Consider the following 20,646-nt stretch of genomic DNA (forward strand, 5'->3'; position numbering starts at 1 on the left):
AAACAGGTCTGCTGTTTTTGCAGCAGCCCCATAAACAGATAAAACACTAGGAAAGGTGCAGATACATGTCTTACCAAACCTCTATTCATTTTGATCCGACTGCGTTACTGATAATAAAAAATGAGGTTGATAATTCAATCAAATTGGTGGAATCCGCAGTCAGCACCTTGGCAGAAGATCAGACTTTACCTTTCGGGATTGATGATGCCCTCAACCAGTTTGAGCAATGTGCCCAGGTACTGGCCCTGATTGATATGTCGAGCCTGGCAAAAATTGCCCAATATTCAGCAGAATTAATGCGCAAGATTATGGGGAATCCGGCGCAAATTAAAACTGAAGACGTGATTGCCTTAAGTGAAGGCACCACCATGCTCAAGCGCTACATCGAATTTATTTGTCTGCGCGAAGTTAAAATTCCACAGTTCCTGCTCGATACCTTAAACCGTCTGGAACGTACCTTGGGTAAACCACTCACCCAGGAAGGCCAGCATATTGAATCTCTGCTGGACTGTATTCACCCGGAATTCAAATTGCCGCAAGCACCCGGTCTGGAAAAATCAGGCTATGTACATCAGCTGTATAAACTGTCACTGTACAAGTTACTGAAGCAGGAAGAATCCGAGCTGGATCTGCAAGCCATGAAACTGGTCGGCACCTATTTAGCCGGTCTGTCCGCCCAGCATCCAAGCCAACAATACTGGAATCTGGTCTATGTGGCGTTAAACCAGATTGATAACCTGCTGCTGAATGAACCGCGTTTACGTACCTTAATCAGTATTGAACTGAATATGCGTCAATACTTTGCCGCGCCAGACAGCTTCCAGGCCCAGTTAAGTGATCTGGCCAACATCCTGAGCCTGTGCATTAGCCAGGAAGATCAGGTGGCCCAGCACATCCGCGAACAGCTGAATATTGGTGAAGATCTGCTGACTGACACCCAGTTACAGGTCTTCAGCCGTCATCTGTATGGTCCGGATTTTGAAACCATGCAGACCATCAGTGCTCTGGCGACCAGCGAAATGGCGCAGATTCGCAATGACATCGAATACAACTACCAGAACATGACCCCTGAAAAAACCCAGGAGTTGCAAGCCAAGCTCAAAGATCTGGCCAACATCTTTAAAGTACTGAACCTGAATGAAGCCCACCGTGATCTGCTGGTTCAGGCCGACGCCTTGAGTCAGGCCGAAGTGCTCAAAGAAGAAAGCTTTGCCCAGCAGCTGATGAACACCATTTTATCAGCGATGAACTCGATTGGGGTGCTGGAGCGTCATCATACCTCTAGCCGTTTACAGCTGCGCGTTAACAACATGCACATTTCGCTGGACCGTTTAGATGAAGCGCATGAAGTATTGCTGAGCGAAACCAAAACCTTAATTGATCTGGCTCAGCAGATTCTGGTGCAGCACGTTCAGGATCAGGATGTGCGCTTACTGGAAAACACCTGTACCCAGCTGCGTGAAGTGGCCGGTGCCCTGCTGTTCCTGAATGAAGAAAAAGGCCAGCAGGCGCTGCTGACTGCCGCTGACTTTATCTATCGTAAATGCGAAGCCGGTGAAACGCTCAGTAGTGACGAGCTGAATGCCGTGTTAGACACCCTGGCTGGTGCCGACATGCTGATTGACAATTTAAAAAACAAACAGCCTGTTTTACAGTCGATGTTTGATGTAGCATTGGCAAGTAGCGAAAAACTGAAAGCTGTAGCCTAATGTCTGAACTCTCACTTGCCTATATTTTTCACCAACAGCAACTGCTGGTCGATGAACAGTTTCAACTGCCCCGAGTTGAAAAATTAGCAAGTGACCTGTCTACGGGCAATCAGGTGATTGCCCGCGACTTACTCCCCGATGAGCCCATTCCTGAAGGCTATCAATTATTGCCAATTCGCCAGCTGTTACAGTTCTGGAACAGTGCCGAATTTGAACAGGCCAGCCGTGCAATCCAGTTGCTAGAATGGCGTCGTAATCACCGTTTTTGCAGCCACTGCGGCCATCCAACCGAAGCGCATGCCACCGAATATGCCATGGTTTGCCCGGTCTGCCAGTATCGCCAATATCCACGTGTACAACCCTGTGTCATTACCGTCATTACCCACGGTGAAGATGAAATTCTGCTGGCCAAAAATGCGCGAAACACCACCAATATGTATGGCCTGATTGCCGGTTTTGTTGAGGTGGGAGAAACCTTGGAAGAAGCGGTACGCCGTGAAACCGCGGAAGAAGTCGGTATCCAGCTAAAGAATATTCAGTATCTGGCCAGTCAGCCCTGGCCTTTTCCAAGCAACCTGATGATTGCCTTTAAAGCCGAATATGCCGGTGGTGAACTGCAGTTACAGGAAGAAGAAATCAGCGATGCGCAATTCTTTAAATTTGATCAACTGCCGAATATTCCGTTCAAAGGCAGTATTGCCCATGCCATGATCAAACACGTGACCGAAGGCTCTGCCGTCGCCGACGACAGCAAAGCCTGGCTCTAAAGAGACGCTACTCAGGAACTTAGTGTTTCTTCCAGCGCCTGCATAATCGTGTGCTTGGTCTTAAAATAACGGCTAAACAGACTCGATACCGAGCCCATAATACTGACATGCCCGGTGCGTGGAATGGTGATCAGCTGACTATGATTGCCATGCTTGTTTAGCACATGATCAAAATCAACCGCATTACTCAAATGCACAATCTGGTCATTCTCAGCCACCAGCAAATAGTGACGAATGTGATTACTTTCCACAAAGTAATACGGCATCACATCATGATAAGGAATGGTCTGATCAAATGCATCGGCACAAAGCGGATCATCTTTATAGTCAAAATGATAGGGACCAGCCAAGCCAATCGCAGCCCGAATATTGTCTCGGCAGTTCAGCGCATAAGGCTGCGGATGATACAGCACCGACATGATATTAAATGCACCGGCCGAGTGCCCCATCAGGATAATCTGATCAGTGTTAATCCTTAACTCTGCCTGCTGATCATGCATATAGTTTAGTGCCAAAGTCAGGTCATCAATATAGACCGGAAAAATATTCTGCGGCGCCAGTTGATAATTAATGACGGCAACATCAAAACCCTGCTGGGCAAAAGCTTCGCCAACAAAGCGGTAGTCTTTTTTATCGCCCCGTGACCAGGCACCACCATGGACAAAAACAATTAACGGCTGCTGGGGACGTGGCTGGGCAGTCCGGTACAAATCCAGCTGATGGCGTTCATTCGCTCCATAAGCCAGATCGTTCTCTACCGTATAGCCCTGTCGTGGAGTCAAACGGTTCAGGGCATAACTGCCAAAATCATACAGGCGGAATTCCTGATATACACTTTTGGCCTGAACCAGACGATATTGCAGCTGCGTTTTAAACTGGAACAACTTAGAGCGCATTCGTTGGCTCGATCTGGTCCGGATCAATGGCGACCGGGGTTTGTACATCCGGCTGTACATTCATCATCGGGCTGGCAAAACCAGAAGATGTGGCCTGTGAGGCTTCAATATTGTCAATTAAGGTCACAATTTTGGTGACATTACCAACCTGCTGTAACACCTGATTTAAATCGGCGATTTCCGCATTATTCAAACGGCCCATCACATACAGCACGCCATCTTCGGTGTGAATTCGCACTTTACTGTCAGAAACCACCGGCGCTTTCATAATCAGGCCACGGGTATTGGCGGTCACGGTGGTGTCCTGCATGATGGTGCTATAACCAATCTGGTTGCCCACGGTAATATAGTTGTGTACGGTTTTAACATCGCTCATGGCGCGTACATTGTCTTCCGCCAACTGCTTCAGATGTGCATCTGGCACCTGACCGGTCAGCAATACATTGCCGTGGAAACTTTCAATATTAACGCGTGACTGTTTAAAACGGGCATCCAGCTTATATAAATTAATTTTTGCTGTACGTTCAATGGAGTTATCAATAAAGACCTGGCCAAGTGAGCGTGCGCCACTTTCCGTTCCTACAGGTGCAGAACCCGTACCACTGGAAATAAAGCTTGCACAGCCGGATAAACTTGCCACACACAGCACTGTGATTGCGATACGATTTAACACTCAGCAAGACTCCTCATTACTTATTCATTTCTGTTTTCAAGCATCTTTGCTTCAATTCTCTTCAAAGATTAATGAACTCTGAATCAAAAGTAAAAGCATTTTCAATCCATTGCAGATCATACGTGAAATTGGAAAAATCTTGCTGTACTGTTTTTGCAATTTGTTCAGTAAAATCAAAACAAATCACATCAAATCGACAATAAAAATCCTGTAATTGTGCAGAATTGCTCAAATAGGTCAGCGCAGTTTTAATCAGCTTTTGCTGCTTGGAGATAGAAACCACCTCCACCGCCCGGCCATAATCGCTAAAAGATCGCGCCTTTACCTCCACAAACACCAGCTGCTGATCCTGCCGGACAATCAGGTCAATTTCACCATAACGGCAATGGTAATTGGCCGCCAGAATCTGATAACCTTGCTGCTCTAATAACACTGCGGCCTGCTGTTCGGCCCACTGCCCCAAACGCGCGCGCTGACTGGCCATTTACAGGATCTGTACCAGCTGTTTCTGCTGCACATAGCATTTCGGAATACGCTGAATCTGGTTGTCCTGAATCCGGATTAAACCAGTTCGCCCTTCAAACTCGATGCGGTTTAATTGCGGCTGCTTCAGATAATAATTGGCGATCTGCCAGGCATCTCCACCAAAGGCCACCAGCCGCTGAAAAGAAAAGTGTTCCGCCTTGGCCGCCTGAATTCCGGCCTGTACATCTGCCCAGTGGGACTGATACAAGGCCGGCGCATCACAAAATTGCAGGCCTTGCGGTAACTGCTGCTGTGACTCGACGGCATTGGCCAGGCTGTATAAGCGCTTTTTGGGCAACCTGTTCTGGCGATTGATCCAGCCATTTGAACCCAGCAATAACACCCCCTGCTGACGTTTCAGCCATCTCGGCGGACTGTCCACCACCTCCACCGGATAGTCCAGCTGCGACACCAGAGACATTAATAACAGTTCGTGTTCAGCTTCGGTGCCGGGTTCACGCAGAATATACAGATGATTAATCTGATCTTTCTGGAACAGCTGTTTTAAGGTCTGTGCATCATCTTTTTTTGACAGGCTAAACTGTAGCACCCGTGGATACTGCTGGATCACCTCGTTTAAGGCCAGTGTACGCACTTTGGGCCGCAGCGCAATTAACTGCTCAACATCGGCACGTGCCAAAGGTCCAATCACCACCCGGGTCTTGGCATTGACATGCTGACGCAGCAAGGGACCAATTTTGCGCTGCTCGGAATTAATCAATTTAACCGGCATCTTCTCACCCGATGCATGATAAGCGTGCATAAAACCCTGCTGAATACTGAAACCGGCTCGCGCCATAGGACCCGATTCAGGTAGAATGACCAGAATCTCGGCCTGGGCGACTGAAAGTCCTGCGCCCAACAGCGCCGTGGTAATGATTGCTTTTTGAAGCTGTCTTTTATTGTTATTAATAATTTGCCTAAACATGGAGAAACCTTATGAGTGCTCAGTTATTTGTTGTAGCCACCCCAATTGGGCACTTAGACGACATGACCTACCGGGCGATTGATGTTCTAAAGTCTGTAAATATTATTGCGGCAGAGGATACTCGGACCTCCGCTCAATTATTAAAGCACTATAATATATCAACTCCGTTAACGGCGTGCCATGAACATAATGAAAGTAACAAAATTGATATATTGGTTCAGCGCCTGCTGAACGGCGAAAATATGGCCCTGATTAGTGATGCCGGTACTCCGCTAATTAGCGACCCCGGTTTTAAACTGGTCCGCGCCGCACAAGAACACAATATCCGGGTGATTCCGGTTCCGGGAGCCTGTGCCGCAATTGCAGCGCTGAGTGCGGTTGGTTTACCGAGTGACCGCTTTAGCTTTGAAGGCTTTTTATCGTCAAAACAGTCACAGCGTATCTTGAGTCTGGAGAAACTTAAAGACCAGACTGCGACCCTGATTTTTTATGAAGCGCCACACCGGATTCTGGACAGCGTTAAAGATATGGCCAGTATTTTTGGCGCCGAGCGTCCGGTCGGTTTTGCCCGTGAAATTACCAAAACCTTTGAAACCATCAAGAAGATGACACTGGGTGAGCTGGTCAGTTTTATTGAAGCCGATCATCATCAGCAAAAAGGTGAAATTGTACTGGTGGTGGGTGGTGCAACCGCGGAAAAAGATCTGGAGCAGGAAAAGCTGGATCAGCTGCTAACCCGACTATTGCAGGATTTATCGGTGAAAGCCGCGTCACAGCTGGCCGCCGATTTAACCGGGATCAAGAAAAAAGTGGCCTATCAGCGTGCGCTGGAACTGAACCAGAACAATGATGACTGATTCTGGCTGTTGATTCACAATAAAAAAAGCATCACCGGAGTGATGCTTTTTTCTTATTCGCGTGCAGCCTCATCTGGTGGGACTTCAGTAATTTTTCCCCCACGTGCCAAGAAGGCCGCAATTTCATCTTCTAACGCTTGGCGTTGCTTCTGTTTAGCGGTTACGGTTAAGGTTTCTGCTTCCGCCACATCACCATCGTTTACGGCATCTTCGCTGTCCAGTGCACCTTTTTCAGCCGCTTTTGCCTCATCGTCATCGACGGTGGTATCTTCTACATCATCATAATCGTTCATATCCGTCATTTTAATCTCCCCGCAAATGACCTCAATTGAGTCCTGGTGAACGTTGTCATGCAATTAGGAAGAAATTTATCAATCTCTGCGCCTTTCGCCTAGAGGTAAAGACAAAAAAATCGTGTCTTTTTTAACCAAATTCGTAATCATGTATTAATGAGTGTTTAAAAAATAACTATTTCTAGCTAGACCGCATACCGCGTGTCTTTCAGCAGATGCAAACCATTGGCCTGCGCCATAAAAGCATCCTTTAACACCGGCAGCTGTTCAACCTGCTTCAAGCCAAAATTACGTCCCCAAACCAGCGGGAATAACTGGGTGGTTTCCAGCCAGCCAATTGCAGACATGCTGTGCATCATTGCGTCATTTTGACCTTTACGACGATGCTCATAACGCTTCAAGGTCTGCTCATGCGCCCAGACCCCACGTGCCCGGTCATGCAGCAGAACATCACACAAGACTGCGGCATCCAGACAGCCAATATTGACGCCCTGCCCGGCCAGCGGATGAATCACATGCGCCGCATCGCCAATGAGTGCCAGTCCCGGCTCGACATAGTGCTGCGCAGCACGGGCTTTTAAAGGGAAACGGGCACGTGGTGTAGCTTCCAGTACTTGACCCAACATATGATGGCTTTCACGGGTCAACAGCTGGGTAAATTCCTGATCGGATAACGCGGCATATTCTTCTGCATAATCCTCTGGTAGCGTCCAGACAATAGATTGCCAATGGCCATCCTGTTCAGGCTTGAGGCTGCTCATTGGCAGGTATGCCAGTGGACCGGTTTCCAGAAAAATCTGGCGAGCCACATGCTGATGCGGCTGGGCAGTTCGGATGGCACAACTGATGCCTGCCTGCTGATAATCCAGCACATCCAGATCAATAAAGGCCTGTTCACGGACAAAGGAATTGGCCCCATCTGCACCAATTAACAGTTTGGTGCTGAGCTTCGTACCATCGGCCAGGAAAATATGCCAGACGCCAATGCCCTGCTCAATCCGGGTCACTTTGACCTGGGTGCGATAATCCTGAATCTGCGTCAGCATGGTTTGCTGAATGGCCAGATTTAAAATACTCGGCTCCACCATCGAACCCAGCGCCTGATCCACTCCGGGTGTTTTTTCTGCCGGCTGACCAAAATTGATTTCGCCATAGCCATTTTTATTCCAGACCTGCATGCCGGTATAAGGTTGCTGACGCGCCAGTTTATCCCAAACACCCACATTTTTTAGCAGGTGGATGGTGGCTTGGCTTAAAGCCAGTACGCGCGGATTGGCCACGCTTAAGGTTTTTTCTGTATCCAGAATTGGTGCGGCATCCAGCACAGTGGCCTGTACCCCACCTTGGGCCAGTAATAATGCAGTTAAGCCACCGACCAAACCACCACCCACAATAACGGCATCTAATACGTGTGCTGTCTGGTTCATGCTTTTAGTCCCATGGCATAGTTGGCAACAAGTGGTTTAATTCCCGGAATGGTATCAAAGGCAATCAGACCGGTATTTCTGAGCAGTTTCAGCACCGGATTCTGGTTACTAAAGCCACGCACCACGCTATCACAGAATTTGATCACGCGCTGCTGATCGGTCAGACGGGATTTTTCATAATCTTGCAGCATGGCGGCATCGCCCAAATCGGCCTGTTGAGCCAGCTGTTCTTTTAAATAACGCACCAACACATAAGCATCGCGCATACACAGGTTAAAGCCCTGTCCGGCCACCGGGTGAATGGTATGTGCCGCATTACCCATCAGTACTACTCGGCCCACTGCCTGTTTTTCTGCCAGCACCTGCGAAAGCGGGAAGCTAAAACGGCGTCCGGTTTTCTGGAATTTTCCAGCCCGATCGCCATAAGTCTGCTGCAAGGCATTAAGGAAATGCTGGTCATTGTCTTCCCCCACCCATTCATGTTCCGTGCCTTTTTTCACCGGCCAGACCACCGAACGACGATATTCGCCCGGCAAAGGCAATAACGCCAGCGGACCTAAAGGACTGAAACGCTCAAAACCGACATGATTGTGTGGTTTAGAAGTTTGTACGGTGGTCACAATGGCGACCTGATCATAATCATGTTCATCCACCCCAATGCCTAGGGCTTTACGGCAGAATGAATCGCGGCCATCAGCAGCAATCACCAGTTTGGATTGCAGTTTTAAGACTTCACTTCCACGCTGCGCTTCCAGATAAGCCAGATCTGCATCTTGGTTCAGCGAGGTGACTTTTACCCCATCAATCAGTTCAATTAAAGGCTCTGCGCGCACCTGAGTCAATAACACCCGGCCTAACCAGGCATTTTCAATCACCTGTCCAAAACTTTCGACTTTTTCCTGTTCGGCTTGCAGACGCGCTTTCCCAAAACTGCCCTGCTCGGTAATGTGCACTTCCAGAATCGGGACGGCATGTTCCTGCAAGGCATCCCATAGGCCCAGTTCCTGATAAATCTGTACGCTACGACGCGACAGCGCACTGTTTCGTGCATCAAAACTGGAGTGATACGGGGCAAGATTGGCATCATCATAATTCGGGTATTGAATTGCTTCGAGCAGTTTGACCGCAATATTGGATTTGGCCAACATGAGCGCCAAACTCAGCCCCACCATACCGCCGCCCACGATGATGACTTCTTGTTGCATGCTTGAATCCTTATTTGTGATATCTCAAAAGTTTAGATACATCTTAATCATGATTGATTTTATATTACATCAAGGGATTGGATTTTTATAATGATTCGTGTGGATGGCTGGAATTTCTGAGCTTCAGCGCTTGCGTGTTCTGACCATAAATCCCGTTTAAAAGATGTTATTCCATAAGATGACACTGGAATGGTATGCAATATAACATCTATACAAAGCCTGGAGCGCTAGACTTAAGCTGAGCAAGCGACAGCCCTAACGTAGATAAAATAAATTAAAGAATTCGTATCAGCTGTATGCTATTCATTGTAGAAAATTTAAAACATGAAGAAATTAGAACTTATCTTTTTAGTCGTTTTAATCTTGGTTCTGTTGTGGGGCATACAATGGATGTTTCATGGCTTTCCGGCCGCAAGTTAAGTCTTCTATTATTCAATCTAAAAGCTATACTATAATTTCTTAAAATAATTAGAATGTTAGGATAATAAATGGATCATACTGAACGTTTTATTACAGCATTTTACTACGCTGTCGCCGGGATTTTTTTGGGGCTAGGATTAGCAATTTTTTCATCCCTCTATCTCAGCCTTACAATAAGCTCAGCCCATATTGTAATTTTTACAGTCATTTGCTGTTTTGTTTTAGGCTATGTATTTCCTCATAGCGTTGGCAATATTTTTAAATGGGTTTGGCATATTTTCGTTCATTAGTCTGGATGTCTATCTCTATTTAACCCATTAACGCTGATTCAAAATCAAAAAAGCCGATCTTCTGACCGGCTTTTGACCTGTACGGCTTTTATTTGGTAGCAGCCATCAACGCTTCAATCTCGTCTACAGTTTTCACTACTTTCGCAGTTAAGTTCAGTGGTCCATTTTTGGTCGCGACAATATCATCTTCAATCCGGATGCCAATGCCACGCCATTTTGGATCTACCGTTTCATCATCCGGGGCAATGTATAGACCCGGCTCAACCGTAACCACCATACCGGCTTCATAAGCACGCCATTCGCCATCAACCTTATAAGTTCCGACATCATGCACATCCATGCCCAGCCAGTGGCCTGTACCATGCATATAGAACTGACGATAGCTTTCTGACGCAATAATCTCGTCCAGATCACCCTGCATAATGCCTAAATCAAGCAGGCCCTGCACCAGAATACGTACCGCAACATAATGCGGTTCTTTATAGGAGTTGCCAATCTGTACGGCATTAATTGCTGCAAGCTGAGCATCTAGTACAAGGTTATACAGCGCTTTTTGCTCGGGGCTGAATTTGCCATTCACCGGAAAGGTCCGGGTAATATCTGAAGCATAGAACTGATATTCACAGGCGGCATCAATTAACACCAAATCGCCATCTTTCAGTTCTTTGTCATTTTCTACATAGTGCAGAATGCAGGCGTTTTCACCACCACCGACAATACTGTTATAGGATGGAACACAGCCATTTCGGCCAAATACATAGTTCAGTTCGGCTTCCAGCGCATATTCCATCATACCTGGCTTAACCGTTTGCATGGCCCGGGTATGTGCTTCGGCAGAAATATCTGCGGCAATTTGCATCAGTTCCAGCTCGTTGGCGTCTTTGTGCAAACGCATTTCATCGACCAGCCGGTCGAGCTGCACCACCTGCGCTGGTGCCGAGGTACCACGGCGGCTTTCGCCATTGGCAGCTGCAATCCATTTGGCCACCCGCGCATCAAATTCGGCATTCTGTCCAATACGGTAAAAGAGCTGGTTTTTATCCAGCAGTTTTTCCAGAATTTCTTCATCGAGCAGGTCAATGGCATAGGCTTCATCGGCCTCATACTGTTCAATGGCGCCATCAATACCGGCGCGATAGCCATTCCAGATTTCCATCTCCCGGTTACGTTCGCGGCAAAACAGGCTATAGGTATAGCCTTCATCTATAGATTCATAGGTTTCAATGACCGCGACCGCTTCAGGTTCTGCAAAGCCGGTCAAGTAGAAGAAACTGCTGTCCGTTCGATATTTATAGTCAGCATCCCGGTTACGCATGGCCACCGGACTGGTGGCAATAATGGCAATACTGTGTGGTCCCATCAGTTCAGCCAGACGGTCACGACGTTCTTTAAATTCTACCTGGGTCAGTTTCTTCATTAATTTTTCTTCGCAGCCTAAATAAAGGGAGGATGGTATCGCCCGAATCAGCTCGGACGATGTGGGGTAAACATTTCAACAATACTGCCACTTTCTGGCGCAGCCACCTGACGTGACTTGGCATGTACGTTTTGTAACAAAGAACTTTCATCAACCGCTATTTTCTTGCGGCCAACCGACAGGCTGACCGGAATCAGGCGGACAAATTCATATAATTCCTGATAGCTTTCTTCGCCTTCTTCGTCATTGTCCGAGTCTTCAAACTCGACTGCTGCCACATCTTGCAGATGTTCAATCAGCTCCAGCTCATCACTGCGGATATGTCCGGACGCCAGGCCAAAGCCCAGAACTACGCCGGCACACCAGTCGGCCAGCGCCTGTACCCGCTCCTGTAATATGTGTTCATCATCCGGTAACAGGGGCAGATAATCCAGTTCATCTTCAGATAAAGCATGCGCTACATCTTTCGTTTCACCGGTTAAAATATCCAGCGCTTCCGGGCTAAGTTCGGGCACATTCAGGGTCGCCAGAATCTGTTGCCACTCGGTTTCAGTTGGTGCATTTGTCACACAAACTATACCGGTCAGTAAACCATGTAACTCACTTGGACTTGAAATTTCTTCAATCGTGAAAAAATTGCGGTACCATTCGGACCAACCTGAAATATCGTCTTGCATTCGCTTATCCAATCTCTATACTTCGTATATATTACCTTTGTTTGCAAGACTGTGCGACCACGATATGTTAGAAGAATTACAGCGTCTACAGGCGCATATTGGTGTTTTAAAAACACGACTTGCGCATTATGAGAGTGAAACTCAATCTTTAGCTGAAGCCAAGCAACAGGCTGAAGAGCAGCATCATGCACAAATTGTGCAAAGAAATGGGGTGATTACCCAAAAACAAGAAGAAATTGAGTCTTTAAGTGAACAGCTCAGCACCAGTCAGGCCCAATTTCAGCAGTTGAATCAGGATGCGACCGCATTGGCGGACCGTTATAGCCGTCTGGAAAAAAGCTGCACCGATCTTAAAAACCGCTTTCAGGAATTGCTGGCCGAACGTAACGAGCTACGCGTCATTAAAGAAAAGTTGCAGAATGAACAGCGTCAGACTTTGCAGAATGTGCAATCTTTGCAGCAAGAACGTGAGCGTTTATTGCAGAAGAATGAACATGCCAAAGCCAAAGTCGAGGCAATTATTCAGCGTCTGGCTATTTTAGGAACTGCACAAGACCAGCATGCCCAGGAAATTCAGCAATTGGCCCATCCAACTGATGTCAGCGAGGAAGCTTAAGCATGAGTGAACAAATTCCTGTAGATTTACGCGTTTTAGGACACAGTTTCAAGCTGGCCACGACTCTTGAAAAACGGGCGGATCTGGAACGTGCAGCAGAATTGCTGAATGAAAAATATGATGAATTCCGTCGTAAAGCACCACGCATGGAACCAAGCAAGCTGATTATTATGGTGGCTTTAGAGCTGATGCAGGAAGTGCTGTCAATGAACAAGTCCCTGCAGGAATATGCCCATTGTGAACGCTTGCTGGCCACAATTCTGGAAGAAGTCGAAACACTGACCGACTAAGGCTTTGACTTGCATAAAGCCTGTGCAAATGACACTTAAATTTACAGTTCTGTAGGCCGATAGGTTTGCGTCTAAAGCTGAATCCTTTATACTGAGTCTAACTCTGAGGTGTTCGCCAGCAGGTCTATTCCCCTGCCGATACTTAAACTTATGGATTGCGTTCTGTATATTTAGAGTGCATGCCCACCCTGAGTGGGAAGCCCAGCAAGTATACGTCGCGTCCACCTTGAACTCATCGGGTTCAGGGTAACGACACATGCAGCGGCACCGTCGGAGGGTTTAGCTGATTTATCCTCTATTCAGTCCTCAGAATTTCTATATTTCCTCTTTTTTATAAGTAATGATTCTCTCGCTCTAATCTTTTAAAGCTTCCAACTAACCGTTAAGCCCTCTTGTAGATACAACCCATCTTAAAAGAACGCCATCCCGAATTAAATCAGTAAGATCGATTTGATTAACATCTTCACAAGATTGCAGTTCAGCAAAATTTTTAAGCAGACGACTTGACTGTAGAACGGATGCAATTCCGCCCACTATGTTTTGCTTCATAAAGTTTATTATCTGCAATTTTTAGTACTGCAGCCACATCGACGGCATCTTTTGGCCAGAACGCGATGCCAATAGAAATCGTGATTTGTCCCATCTGATTAATCGTAGTTTCCTGCATGGTTTTTCTAAGCCGCTCTGCAGCTTTATATGCCACACTTGCATCTGCAGTCGTCATTAAAACCAAAAATTCTTCACCGCCACTACGACAGCAAATATCCTGCTCCCTAAAATTAGTTCGCATTATTTGCGCGAGCGTTTTAAGGACCACGTCACCCTGATCATGCCCATACTGATCATTAATTTTCTTAAAAAAATCAATATCAATGGCTAATACTGCAAATTCCGTACGAGTCTCTAGCAGTTCATTTAAAAATAATTGCATACCACGACGGTTATATATACCTGTCAATGGGTCCGTATTGACACGATGTTTTAACTCCGCAATCCGATGACTAAAGCTTTCCGAACTCATTAATAATGAGGTTCTGAACTTTAAAACCTCGAAATACCACGGATCAACTTCTTTAATTTTATCTTCAATTTCAGCCTGATTGAGCATACTTGCCATACGTGCCAAGTGGTTCAAAGGTGAAGAAATAAAGCTTGAGATATACCAAACCAATAAGAAAATAAAAAAGTAGAAAATGAAGATTCCAATCGATACTTTTAAAATCAGCGTATTCGCTTGTGCAAGTAAATCCTCTGTCGGTTGTTGAGAAACCACTATCCAATTTACACTTGGAATATGTGCAAAACCTGCCAAATTATCTATACCTAAACTATTTTTTAAACGGATTGAGCCATTTTTATGCTGATTAATAAAGTCTAAACCCGTATTGTTGATAATTTTTTCACCGATGCGATTTTTATCTGGATGGAAAATAATACGGTTATGTTGATCAATCACATACATATAACTTTTTTTATAGTCATATTGCGTATTAAGCATTGTATTTAATAAATTTTTCCGTTGTAAATAAATCGTACCACTGATCATGCCTAAATATTGATGTTTTGCATCATGAATAGGTTGTGACATCATGACAACTAAATTATTAGTTACTGACCAATAGGGAGATGAAATATAAGTTTTCTTTTTCTCAATAGATTCAATAATACCAACAGAACTATAAGCCTGATTAAAATTTAGCTTTAATGTATTAGGTGCATAAGCTAAAATATGTTTATTCTGTCCCACCAATAAAATACTATTAAAATTATTAGATTGATTTTTTAAGCGTAGTACTTCTTCTTTTCTAAGTTGTGTATTATAAAAATTTGTTTCTAATAAACGTGCACTATAATCCAACTCTTGCAGCATATCTGCAAAGTGTTGATTGGCACTGGTCGCAATTTTTTCTGCATATTTTTCATTGATCGAAAGTGAATTTTGAATTAATTGTTCTTTAATTACATAATTCAAAATAAATACACTTACGACAAATAAGCCGGATACACTTAAAATTGTCGAAATTAAAATAAGTTTACGCAGATCCAATCCGAGTCTTAGTAAAAAACGCTTCAACAGTTCCAACCCCAAAAAATTCAAAAAACTGCGACAAGCGCCAACTTTAACACATAATTTTATAACTCAATCACATGATTTGAAAGCGATACAGTTGAGTTTTGGTTGTCTATTTTTGATGTTCAATTGCATAAATTAGATAGTTCGTTTGTTGCTGACCACCACCTAAATCAGAAATATATCCTCTAAATACAATTTCTATCACACACTTCCTCAGAATGCACTGACTAATAACAAATAATGACAACTTGAGTTTTTTCGTACTTATTTTTTTGCTAAAAACCGTGTCTATTCGATAAATTTTTTAGGGTCAATTACTCATAAAATTACAAAAAATAAATATCTTTTCATGCTTAAAATTTATATAACCACTTAATAAATAGGTTTTTTCTTATATTTAAGCAATATTTTAATTTAAGCGGTTGCTCATTTTTAACAGTCTTTTTTTTTGTGGACACATTAGCATCAGCAATGCTCGCTGCGTCGATTTTAGTCATAGAAATCAACTTAGCTTTCAGATTTCGCATTGTCATGATGCTACTCATCCGGATTTTATTTTCCATCCTGATCAAAACATTAGCGTGCAAGACAAATGTCTAGATGTAGCAGAAAAACAGAAACATGATGGTGCTGAAGTTATTGCTTATAACTTTAATGGACAAAGTAACCAAAATGGTATCTCGATAGTCAGTGTATTCGTAATGCTGATACAGGCGAATGTTGAGACATTTATATCGAAAAATGAAAATGTATAGCTGCAATCTAAATCGTGGTCAGAAATTCAATTTTATTGCATCATAAATAAAAATCACTCATCCGATTAACCTAGTCTTTTCATTTAAAAATGGGGGAATTAGCGAATGATGATTTAAAAACAACTTATAAAAAATTTAAACACAATTAATTAAGGATGCTGGCTAAACAAATCAAAAATCACTTTTCTTAACCACTGATGACTGGTTTGGTGATGACAAGACGTATGCCAATACTGTCGTACAGGATAAGTTGGAAAATTCAACGGCGCACTTACTACTTGTAAATTCCCACGTGCCAACAATACTTCACTTAAATAATAAGGTACTGTCGCAATCATATCGGTTTCTTGCACAATTAAACCAACGCCCAAATAACTTGGAATACTCATTAAAATATTACGTCTTAAACCGCGATTGCTTAGTTCATTTTCAATATGGTAGTGACCTATACTGGTATCCACATCAACATGCGATTCACGAATATAAGCTGCAACATCTAAACTTTTTTCACTAATACGTGGATGATCTTTACGACTAATCACCACATAATATTGTAAAAATAATTGCTGCTGATAAAAACCCTGTTCTAATTCAGGTAAAAATCCAATCGCAAAATCAATTTCACCATTTGCCATTTGATAACTGGTTTCACGGCTAATAGGACGAATTTTAATCCGTACCGAAGGCGCATATTTTTTTAAAAACTTTGTCAGCTTTGGCAATAAAACCAAATGCGAAACATCGGTCATTGCCAAGGTAAATAACTGATCGGAATGGGTCGGATCAAAATCGACTTTAAAGTTATTGACCGTTTCAATTTTATTAAGAATTTCACTAATCGGTGAAAAAATCTGTTTCGCCAACTCAGTTGGCAACATTTCATTGCCCACCCTTAAAAATAATGGGTCATTAAAATGCTGACGAATCTTATTTAAACAGTTACTGACCGCAGGCTGACTCATGCCCAACGCATCCGCGGCAGCAGACACATTTTTTAATTTATACACATAATAAAAAATCTGTAGCAGTCTGCTGTCTAACTTAAACATATCCATCTTTCCTTAGCATCAGTTTCACTGCTCAGTTTTCATCCTTATTTAGCGCCATGCTTTTAATTTAGAGCTATGTCCAATGCCTACATTAAAACAATTGGTCGGATCCAATTTTTTATAGTGCTGCTTCAGAGCAGGCTTCGCCACATATAAATGCCCAACATTATGTTCTGCAGGATACTCTGCCCCACGTGCATCTAGCAATGACCACATTTGATGTTCCATTGCCAATGGGTCTAGACCTTTTTTAATAATATAGTCCTGATGAAAGACATGACATAAAAAATGACCATAATACAACTTATGTATAATCGCCTGCTCCAACTCTTCGGGCAAAGTTTCAACCCATTGCTGATCATTACGTCTTAACGCAATATCTAAAGCAACAATGTCTTCCACTTCATTTCGATGTGTATCACGATAACGGATTGCAGCACCTGCCACTGCAAAGCGATGCAGAAAAGCCTTACGGCCTTCATCTTCATTACATAGAAAAAAACTGCCAGAATTGCGCGTGATAAAATAATCCAATAAAAACTGCTGTACTGCCGCAACATCTTGCTGCTCAATGCGCAAAATTAAATGATGTTCATACAAATCACGAAATTGGTTCATGCGTTCTGGTAAATGGTTTGGCAGTAGTTTCATGAACATTTGCAAAACTTTATCCGACAATCCACGCATGCTCCAACGGGTTAGAAAACCATCAACTTTGTCTTTCATGGCGAAAGCTGCAGGTACTTTACTGGTGCCAAACTTCTCGATAAACAAGAAGCTGTCTTTGCCGTATTCTGCACCAATGTCATAGGCATCTCGATGAATATACTCACCTGCAATCGGTACACGCGGCAAATCACGTAATAAAAAACGGCGAATCGCGGTTAAATCATCCTGATGATTACTGCCGATATAAAACACCTGACTTGGAATTTTCTCAAACGTATCCAAACGCACTGCAAACACACAGATTTTACCCGCCGAACCCGAAGCTTCGAATAAACGGCTCGGGTCGGCATTAAAACGTGCAGGCGTATCGGCGTCGACTTGCGCAACATCATGCACGTAACGCTGATCTGAAGCACAGCAATGTTCTGAATATTCAATATCTTCAGGGCGATATTGTTGTTGCTCAAGTTTGGTTAAAATTTCTTCTGGCGAGCTTCCTAAATTCACCCCCAAATGATTGATAAGTTGCAACTCGCCCAGTTCATTGACCTGGGCATATAAAGCCAACTCAGTATAGGCTGGGCCACGTCTGACCAATGCACCACCTGAATTATTACATACCCCGCCCAACACCGAAGCACCAATACAAGACGAACCAATGACTGAGTGTGGCTCACGCTGATGCGGCGCCAAATTTTGTTCCAAAGCATCTAGTGTTGCACCAGGCAAGCAAATCACTTGCTTGGCATCGTTGATGAGCTGAATACCTTTTAAACGTTGGGTGTTAATCAAAATCACAGGACGATCATAGTCATCACCAAAAGGGGTAGAGCCACCCGTGAGTCCTGTATTGGCGGCTTGCATAATAATAATGCAATCTGCGGCCACAGCCACTTGTAACACTTGCCACTGCTGCAATAAAGTACCTGGCGTGACCACCGCAAAAACTTGTCCTTGGCCAAAACGCCGCCCTTGACGATATAAACGAGTATCCGATTCATGGGTCAATACATGCGCTTTCCCCACAATATCAACTAGATTTTTAAGGGTTGCGGCAGCATCAAATTGTGTTATTGAAGAAATTGTCTGTGGCATAGTGTACAAATCCTGAAAACAAGGTGAAAAATACAATTGAGCGATTCAGCCAAACACATCGGTTGATGGCTTGATCGCTCTTGCTGGCAATTTAGCCTTTCAGTTCACGCTCAAGTTGTACCAAGCAATCTGAGTTAATCGCTTGAATATTTTTAGCCCCTGTTAAGGTCATTGCGACGCGCATTTCTTTATCAATCAATTCGAGTAAATTACTCACACCCGCCCCGCCTGCAGCGCCTAGTGCATAAATAAAGGCTCGTCCGAGCATACAAGTATCCGCTCCCATCGCCAACATGCGCACCACATCTAGGCCATTACGAATACCTGAATCCACTAAAATTTTTAGATCCCCTTTCACTGCATCAGCAATTGGCGGTAAAGCACGTGCAGTTGAGAGCACACCATCTAACTGACGGCCACCGTGGTTGGACACCACAATTCCGTCAGCCCCAAAACGAACAGCATCCTTAGCATCTTCTGGGTCTAAAATGCCTTTAATGACCATTGGGCCATCCCAGAATTCACGAATCCACTCCAAGTCTTTCCATGAAATAGATGGGTCAAAATTATTGCCTAACCAACCAATATAATCTTCAAGTCCTGTTGGTTTGCCCAAGTATTTAGAGATATTGCCCAAGTCATGCGGACGACCAAGTAAGCCAACGTCCCATGCCCAGTTTGGATGCATCACTGCCTGCATATAGCGGCGCATAGCAGCATTTGGCCCACTCATGCCCGAATGTGCATCACGATAACGTGCGCCAGGCACAGGCATATCTACTGTGAAGACCAAGGTTGAACAGCCTGCTGCTTTGGCACGCTCCAAAGCATTGCGCATAAAACCACGGTCACGTAATACATAGAGCTGAAACCACATTGGGCGTGAAATGGCAGGCACCACTTCTTCAATAGGGCACACCGACACGGTAGATAAGGTAAACGGAATGCCTTTTTTGTCAGCCGCAACTGCAGCCTGTACTTCACCACGGCGTGCATACATGCCTGTTAAACCCACAGGTGCCAACGCCACAGGCATTGACAAGGTTTCATTAAATAAGGTGGTTTCTAAACTCAAAGCCGACATGTCATTCAAAACACGTTGGCGCAAGGCAATTTGTGAAAGGTCTTCAACATTTCTTTTCAGCGTTTGTTCCGCGTACGCACCTCCATCAATATAGTGAAATAAAAATGGCGGTAAACGGCGTTTAGCTGCTTCGCGGTAATCATTCGCAGAAGAAATAATCATGGCGCTATCCTGTTTAATCGACTCGCACGCTGACGACGCGCATCTTCCTCGTCGATCATGCGTACTTGTTGAACTACAAATTCAATATGTCCACACACTGCCGCACGGGCAGCTTCTGGATTCTGACGTTCAATTGCATCCATCACTTGAAAATGCTGATCATGCAACTGATCGAAACGGTGGGCTTCGGTATAAACTTTACGTCGACCCAAAACCACGTTGTATTGCAACAAATCAAATAAGCCGCGCATCATTTGAATAAGCACCAAATTGTGCGATGCCTCGGCAATTGCCAAATGAAACTTGGCATCGGCAATTGCCGCCTGATCATCATCACCCAAAATTTGAAAATGGGCGATTTGCTCATAACAAGCACGGATTTTTTTCAAATCCTCAGCGGTTGCCCGCTGTGCGGCATACCATGCCGTACCACCTTCAAGCACCATTCGTGCTTCCTGCACATCAAAACGATAAGCAGGATCTTCATCAATCAGGTTACTTAAAGGCTGCACAATTTGATATTGCGACCAATTGGTTGGCAGCTGTTGCAAAAAAGTACCCGCTCCAACTTTGCTGACCAGCATGCCCTGACTGGTCAATTGCTGAATAGCCTCACGCAAAGAGGAACGGGAAACCCCGAGTTGTTCACACAACTTTCTTTCGGCAGGCAATCGGTCTCCGACTTGCATCTGATTTTTTTCAACCAGTGTGCGCAGGTCTTGAACAACTTTGTCGGAAACTTTCATGCGGCTATCCTCTTGTGCATGT

The 20,646-nt window shown here is 44.5% G+C and carries 21 protein-coding genes and 1 other RNA gene; 8 read left to right on the forward strand and 14 right to left on the reverse strand.

The features are described from left to right. The first annotated feature begins 65 nt into the window (after window positions 1-65). Window positions 66-1,709, forward strand: coding sequence for a hypothetical protein (locus P253_RS06665; RefSeq protein WP_016659232.1), 1,644 nt, complete (start codon window positions 66-68; stop codon window positions 1,707-1,709). Next, window positions 1,709-2,476: an NAD(+) diphosphatase gene (gene nudC / locus P253_RS06670; protein ID WP_016659233.1), complete on the forward strand. Its 768-nt coding sequence runs from the start codon at window positions 1,709-1,711 to the stop codon at window positions 2,474-2,476. Before P253_RS06665 ends, nudC begins: the two co-directional genes overlap by 1 nt. Window positions 2,477-2,487: 11 nt before the next feature. On the opposite strand, the gene P253_RS06675 is transcribed toward nudC, so the two are convergent. From P253_RS06675 to P253_RS06690, 4 genes are all read right to left on the reverse strand, one after another. Further along, on the reverse strand, window positions 2,488-3,372 hold the full coding sequence (locus P253_RS06675; RefSeq protein WP_016659234.1) for an alpha/beta hydrolase: 885 nt from the start codon (window positions 3,370-3,372) through the stop codon (window positions 2,488-2,490). After that, complete coding sequence (locus P253_RS06680; RefSeq protein ID WP_016659235.1) at window positions 3,362-4,045, reverse strand: BON domain-containing protein; 684 nt, start codon at window positions 4,043-4,045, stop codon at window positions 3,362-3,364. The genes P253_RS06675 and P253_RS06680 overlap by 11 nt, the downstream gene beginning before the upstream one ends. Window positions 4,046-4,106: 61 nt before the next feature. After that, the gene (locus P253_RS06685; RefSeq protein ID WP_016659236.1) at window positions 4,107-4,529 is read right to left on the reverse strand and encodes a YraN family protein; all 423 of its coding nucleotides are present in this window, start codon (window positions 4,527-4,529) and stop codon (window positions 4,107-4,109) included. Further along, window positions 4,530-5,498 carry a penicillin-binding protein activator gene (locus P253_RS06690; RefSeq protein ID WP_016659237.1) on the reverse strand — a complete coding sequence of 323 codons (969 nt, stop codon included), beginning with the start codon at window positions 5,496-5,498 and terminating at the stop codon, window positions 4,530-4,532. Between the two features lie 11 nt (window positions 5,499-5,509). Here P253_RS06690 and rsmI point away from each other — a divergent pair, with 11 nt between their 5' ends. Then, window positions 5,510-6,355: a 16S rRNA (cytidine(1402)-2'-O)-methyltransferase gene (gene rsmI / locus P253_RS06695; protein WP_016659238.1), complete on the forward strand. Its 846-nt coding sequence runs from the start codon at window positions 5,510-5,512 to the stop codon at window positions 6,353-6,355. Window positions 6,356-6,408: 53 nt separating this feature from the next. Here rsmI and P253_RS06700 read toward each other — a convergent pair whose 3' ends face one another. The 3 genes from P253_RS06700 to ubiH form a co-directional block, all read right to left on the reverse strand. Then, window positions 6,409-6,657 carry a hypothetical protein gene (locus P253_RS06700; RefSeq protein WP_016659239.1) on the reverse strand — a complete coding sequence of 83 codons (249 nt, stop codon included), beginning with the start codon at window positions 6,655-6,657 and terminating at the stop codon, window positions 6,409-6,411. A gap of 176 nt (window positions 6,658-6,833) precedes the next feature. Beyond that, window positions 6,834-8,075 (reverse strand): FAD-dependent monooxygenase, encoded by a 1,242-nt coding sequence (locus tag P253_RS06705; RefSeq protein WP_016659240.1) that lies wholly within the window; start codon window positions 8,073-8,075, stop codon window positions 6,834-6,836. Beyond that, window positions 8,072-9,280, reverse strand: coding sequence for a 2-octaprenyl-6-methoxyphenyl hydroxylase (gene ubiH, locus P253_RS06710; protein ID WP_005179231.1), 1,209 nt, complete (start codon window positions 9,278-9,280; stop codon window positions 8,072-8,074). The genes P253_RS06705 and ubiH overlap by 4 nt, the downstream gene beginning before the upstream one ends. Before the next feature lie 488 nt (window positions 9,281-9,768). Here ubiH and P253_RS15455 point away from each other — a divergent pair, with 488 nt between their 5' ends. Further along, entirely contained in the window at window positions 9,769-9,990 is a 222-nt protein-coding gene (locus P253_RS15455) for a hypothetical protein (RefSeq protein ID WP_016659241.1), read from the forward strand. Between the two features lie 88 nt (window positions 9,991-10,078). Here the strand turns inward: P253_RS15455 and pepP are convergent, their stop codons facing one another. Both pepP and P253_RS06720 read right to left on the reverse strand, forming a co-directional pair. Beyond that, window positions 10,079-11,407, reverse strand: a complete 1,329-nt coding sequence (pepP, locus tag P253_RS06715; RefSeq protein ID WP_016659242.1) for a Xaa-Pro aminopeptidase — start codon at window positions 11,405-11,407, stop codon at window positions 10,079-10,081. Window positions 11,408-11,454: 47 nt separating this feature from the next. Next, window positions 11,455-12,084, reverse strand: a complete 630-nt coding sequence (locus P253_RS06720; RefSeq protein ID WP_016659243.1) for a UPF0149 family protein — start codon at window positions 12,082-12,084, stop codon at window positions 11,455-11,457. A 64-nt stretch (window positions 12,085-12,148) separates the two neighbouring features. Here P253_RS06720 and P253_RS06725 point away from each other — a divergent pair, with 64 nt between their 5' ends. The 3 genes from P253_RS06725 to ssrS all read left to right on the forward strand — a co-directional run bounded on the left by P253_RS06725 (window position 12,149) and on the right by ssrS (window position 13,271). Beyond that, window positions 12,149-12,700, forward strand: coding sequence for a hypothetical protein (locus tag P253_RS06725; protein WP_016659244.1), 552 nt, complete (start codon window positions 12,149-12,151; stop codon window positions 12,698-12,700). Window positions 12,701-12,702: 2 nt separating this feature from the next. Continuing rightward, window positions 12,703-12,990 (forward strand): cell division protein ZapA, encoded by a 288-nt coding sequence (locus P253_RS06730; RefSeq protein ID WP_016659245.1) that lies wholly within the window; start codon window positions 12,703-12,705, stop codon window positions 12,988-12,990. 97 nt (window positions 12,991-13,087) lie between these two features. Further along, window positions 13,088-13,271: non-coding RNA, 6S RNA (gene ssrS, locus P253_RS15460), on the forward strand. Window positions 13,272-13,480: 209 nt separating this feature from the next. On the opposite strand, the gene P253_RS06735 is transcribed toward ssrS, so the two are convergent. Beyond that, the gene (locus P253_RS06735; protein ID WP_016659246.1) at window positions 13,481-15,088 is read right to left on the reverse strand and encodes a sensor domain-containing diguanylate cyclase; all 1,608 of its coding nucleotides are present in this window, start codon (window positions 15,086-15,088) and stop codon (window positions 13,481-13,483) included. A gap of 398 nt (window positions 15,089-15,486) precedes the next feature. Between P253_RS06735 and P253_RS16115 the strand changes: the two genes are divergently transcribed. Continuing rightward, window positions 15,487-15,819 carry a ricin-type beta-trefoil lectin domain protein gene (locus tag P253_RS16115; RefSeq protein ID WP_369345452.1) on the forward strand — a complete coding sequence of 111 codons (333 nt, stop codon included), beginning with the start codon at window positions 15,487-15,489 and terminating at the stop codon, window positions 15,817-15,819. A 149-nt stretch (window positions 15,820-15,968) separates the two neighbouring features. On the opposite strand, the gene P253_RS06745 is transcribed toward P253_RS16115, so the two are convergent. From P253_RS06745 to lldR, 4 genes are all read right to left on the reverse strand, one after another. Next, on the reverse strand, window positions 15,969-16,868 hold the full coding sequence (locus P253_RS06745) for a LysR family transcriptional regulator (RefSeq protein WP_016659247.1): 900 nt from the start codon (window positions 16,866-16,868) through the stop codon (window positions 15,969-15,971). Window positions 16,869-16,916: 48 nt separating this feature from the next. After that, entirely contained in the window at window positions 16,917-18,632 is a 1,716-nt protein-coding gene (gene dld, locus P253_RS06750; RefSeq protein ID WP_016659248.1) for a D-lactate dehydrogenase, read from the reverse strand. Between the two features lie 91 nt (window positions 18,633-18,723). Next, complete coding sequence (gene lldD / locus P253_RS06755) at window positions 18,724-19,878, reverse strand: FMN-dependent L-lactate dehydrogenase LldD (protein WP_016659249.1); 1,155 nt, start codon at window positions 19,876-19,878, stop codon at window positions 18,724-18,726. After that, a complete protein-coding gene (gene lldR / locus P253_RS06760) occupies window positions 19,875-20,624 on the reverse strand; it encodes a transcriptional regulator LldR (RefSeq protein ID WP_016659250.1) in 750 nt (249 codons plus the stop codon). The genes lldD and lldR overlap by 4 nt, the downstream gene beginning before the upstream one ends. Between the last annotated feature and the right edge of the window lie 22 nt (window positions 20,625-20,646).

This window comes from Acinetobacter indicus CIP 110367 (assembly GCF_000488255.1).
In the GTDB taxonomy this organism is placed as follows: Bacteria; Pseudomonadota; Gammaproteobacteria; order Pseudomonadales; family Moraxellaceae; genus Acinetobacter; species Acinetobacter indicus.

Coding starts and splice junctions, on each gene's coding strand:
- P253_RS06665 (WP_016659232.1), top strand. CDS start 66: ATGTCTTACCAAACCTCTATTCATTTTGATCCGACTGCGTTACTGATA.
- nudC (WP_016659233.1), top strand. CDS start 1,709: ATGTCTGAACTCTCACTTGCCTATATTTTTCACCAACAGCAACTGCTG.
- P253_RS06675 (WP_016659234.1), bottom strand. CDS start 3,372: ATGCGCTCTAAGTTGTTCCAGTTTAAAACGCAGCTGCAATATCGTCTG.
- P253_RS06685 (WP_016659236.1), bottom strand. CDS start 4,529: ATGGCCAGTCAGCGCGCGCGTTTGGGGCAGTGGGCCGAACAGCAGGCC.
- P253_RS06690 (WP_016659237.1), bottom strand. CDS start 5,498: ATGTTTAGGCAAATTATTAATAACAATAAAAGACAGCTTCAAAAAGCA.
- rsmI (WP_016659238.1), top strand. CDS start 5,510: ATGAGTGCTCAGTTATTTGTTGTAGCCACCCCAATTGGGCACTTAGAC.
- P253_RS06700 (WP_016659239.1), bottom strand. CDS start 6,657: ATGACGGATATGAACGATTATGATGATGTAGAAGATACCACCGTCGAT.
- P253_RS06705 (WP_016659240.1), bottom strand. CDS start 8,075: ATGAACCAGACAGCACACGTATTAGATGCCGTTATTGTGGGTGGTGGT.
- ubiH (WP_005179231.1), bottom strand. CDS start 9,280: ATGCAACAAGAAGTCATCATCGTGGGCGGCGGTATGGTGGGGCTGAGT.
- P253_RS15455 (WP_016659241.1), top strand. CDS start 9,769: ATGGATCATACTGAACGTTTTATTACAGCATTTTACTACGCTGTCGCC.
- pepP (WP_016659242.1), bottom strand. CDS start 11,407: ATGAAGAAACTGACCCAGGTAGAATTTAAAGAACGTCGTGACCGTCTG.
- P253_RS06720 (WP_016659243.1), bottom strand. CDS start 12,084: ATGCAAGACGATATTTCAGGTTGGTCCGAATGGTACCGCAATTTTTTC.
- P253_RS06725 (WP_016659244.1), top strand. CDS start 12,149: ATGTTAGAAGAATTACAGCGTCTACAGGCGCATATTGGTGTTTTAAAA.
- P253_RS06730 (WP_016659245.1), top strand. CDS start 12,703: ATGAGTGAACAAATTCCTGTAGATTTACGCGTTTTAGGACACAGTTTC.
- P253_RS06745 (WP_016659247.1), bottom strand. CDS start 16,868: ATGTTTAAGTTAGACAGCAGACTGCTACAGATTTTTTATTATGTGTAT.
- dld (WP_016659248.1), bottom strand. CDS start 18,632: ATGCCACAGACAATTTCTTCAATAACACAATTTGATGCTGCCGCAACC.
- lldD (WP_016659249.1), bottom strand. CDS start 19,878: ATGATTATTTCTTCTGCGAATGATTACCGCGAAGCAGCTAAACGCCGT.
- lldR (WP_016659250.1), bottom strand. CDS start 20,624: ATGAAAGTTTCCGACAAAGTTGTTCAAGACCTGCGCACACTGGTTGAA.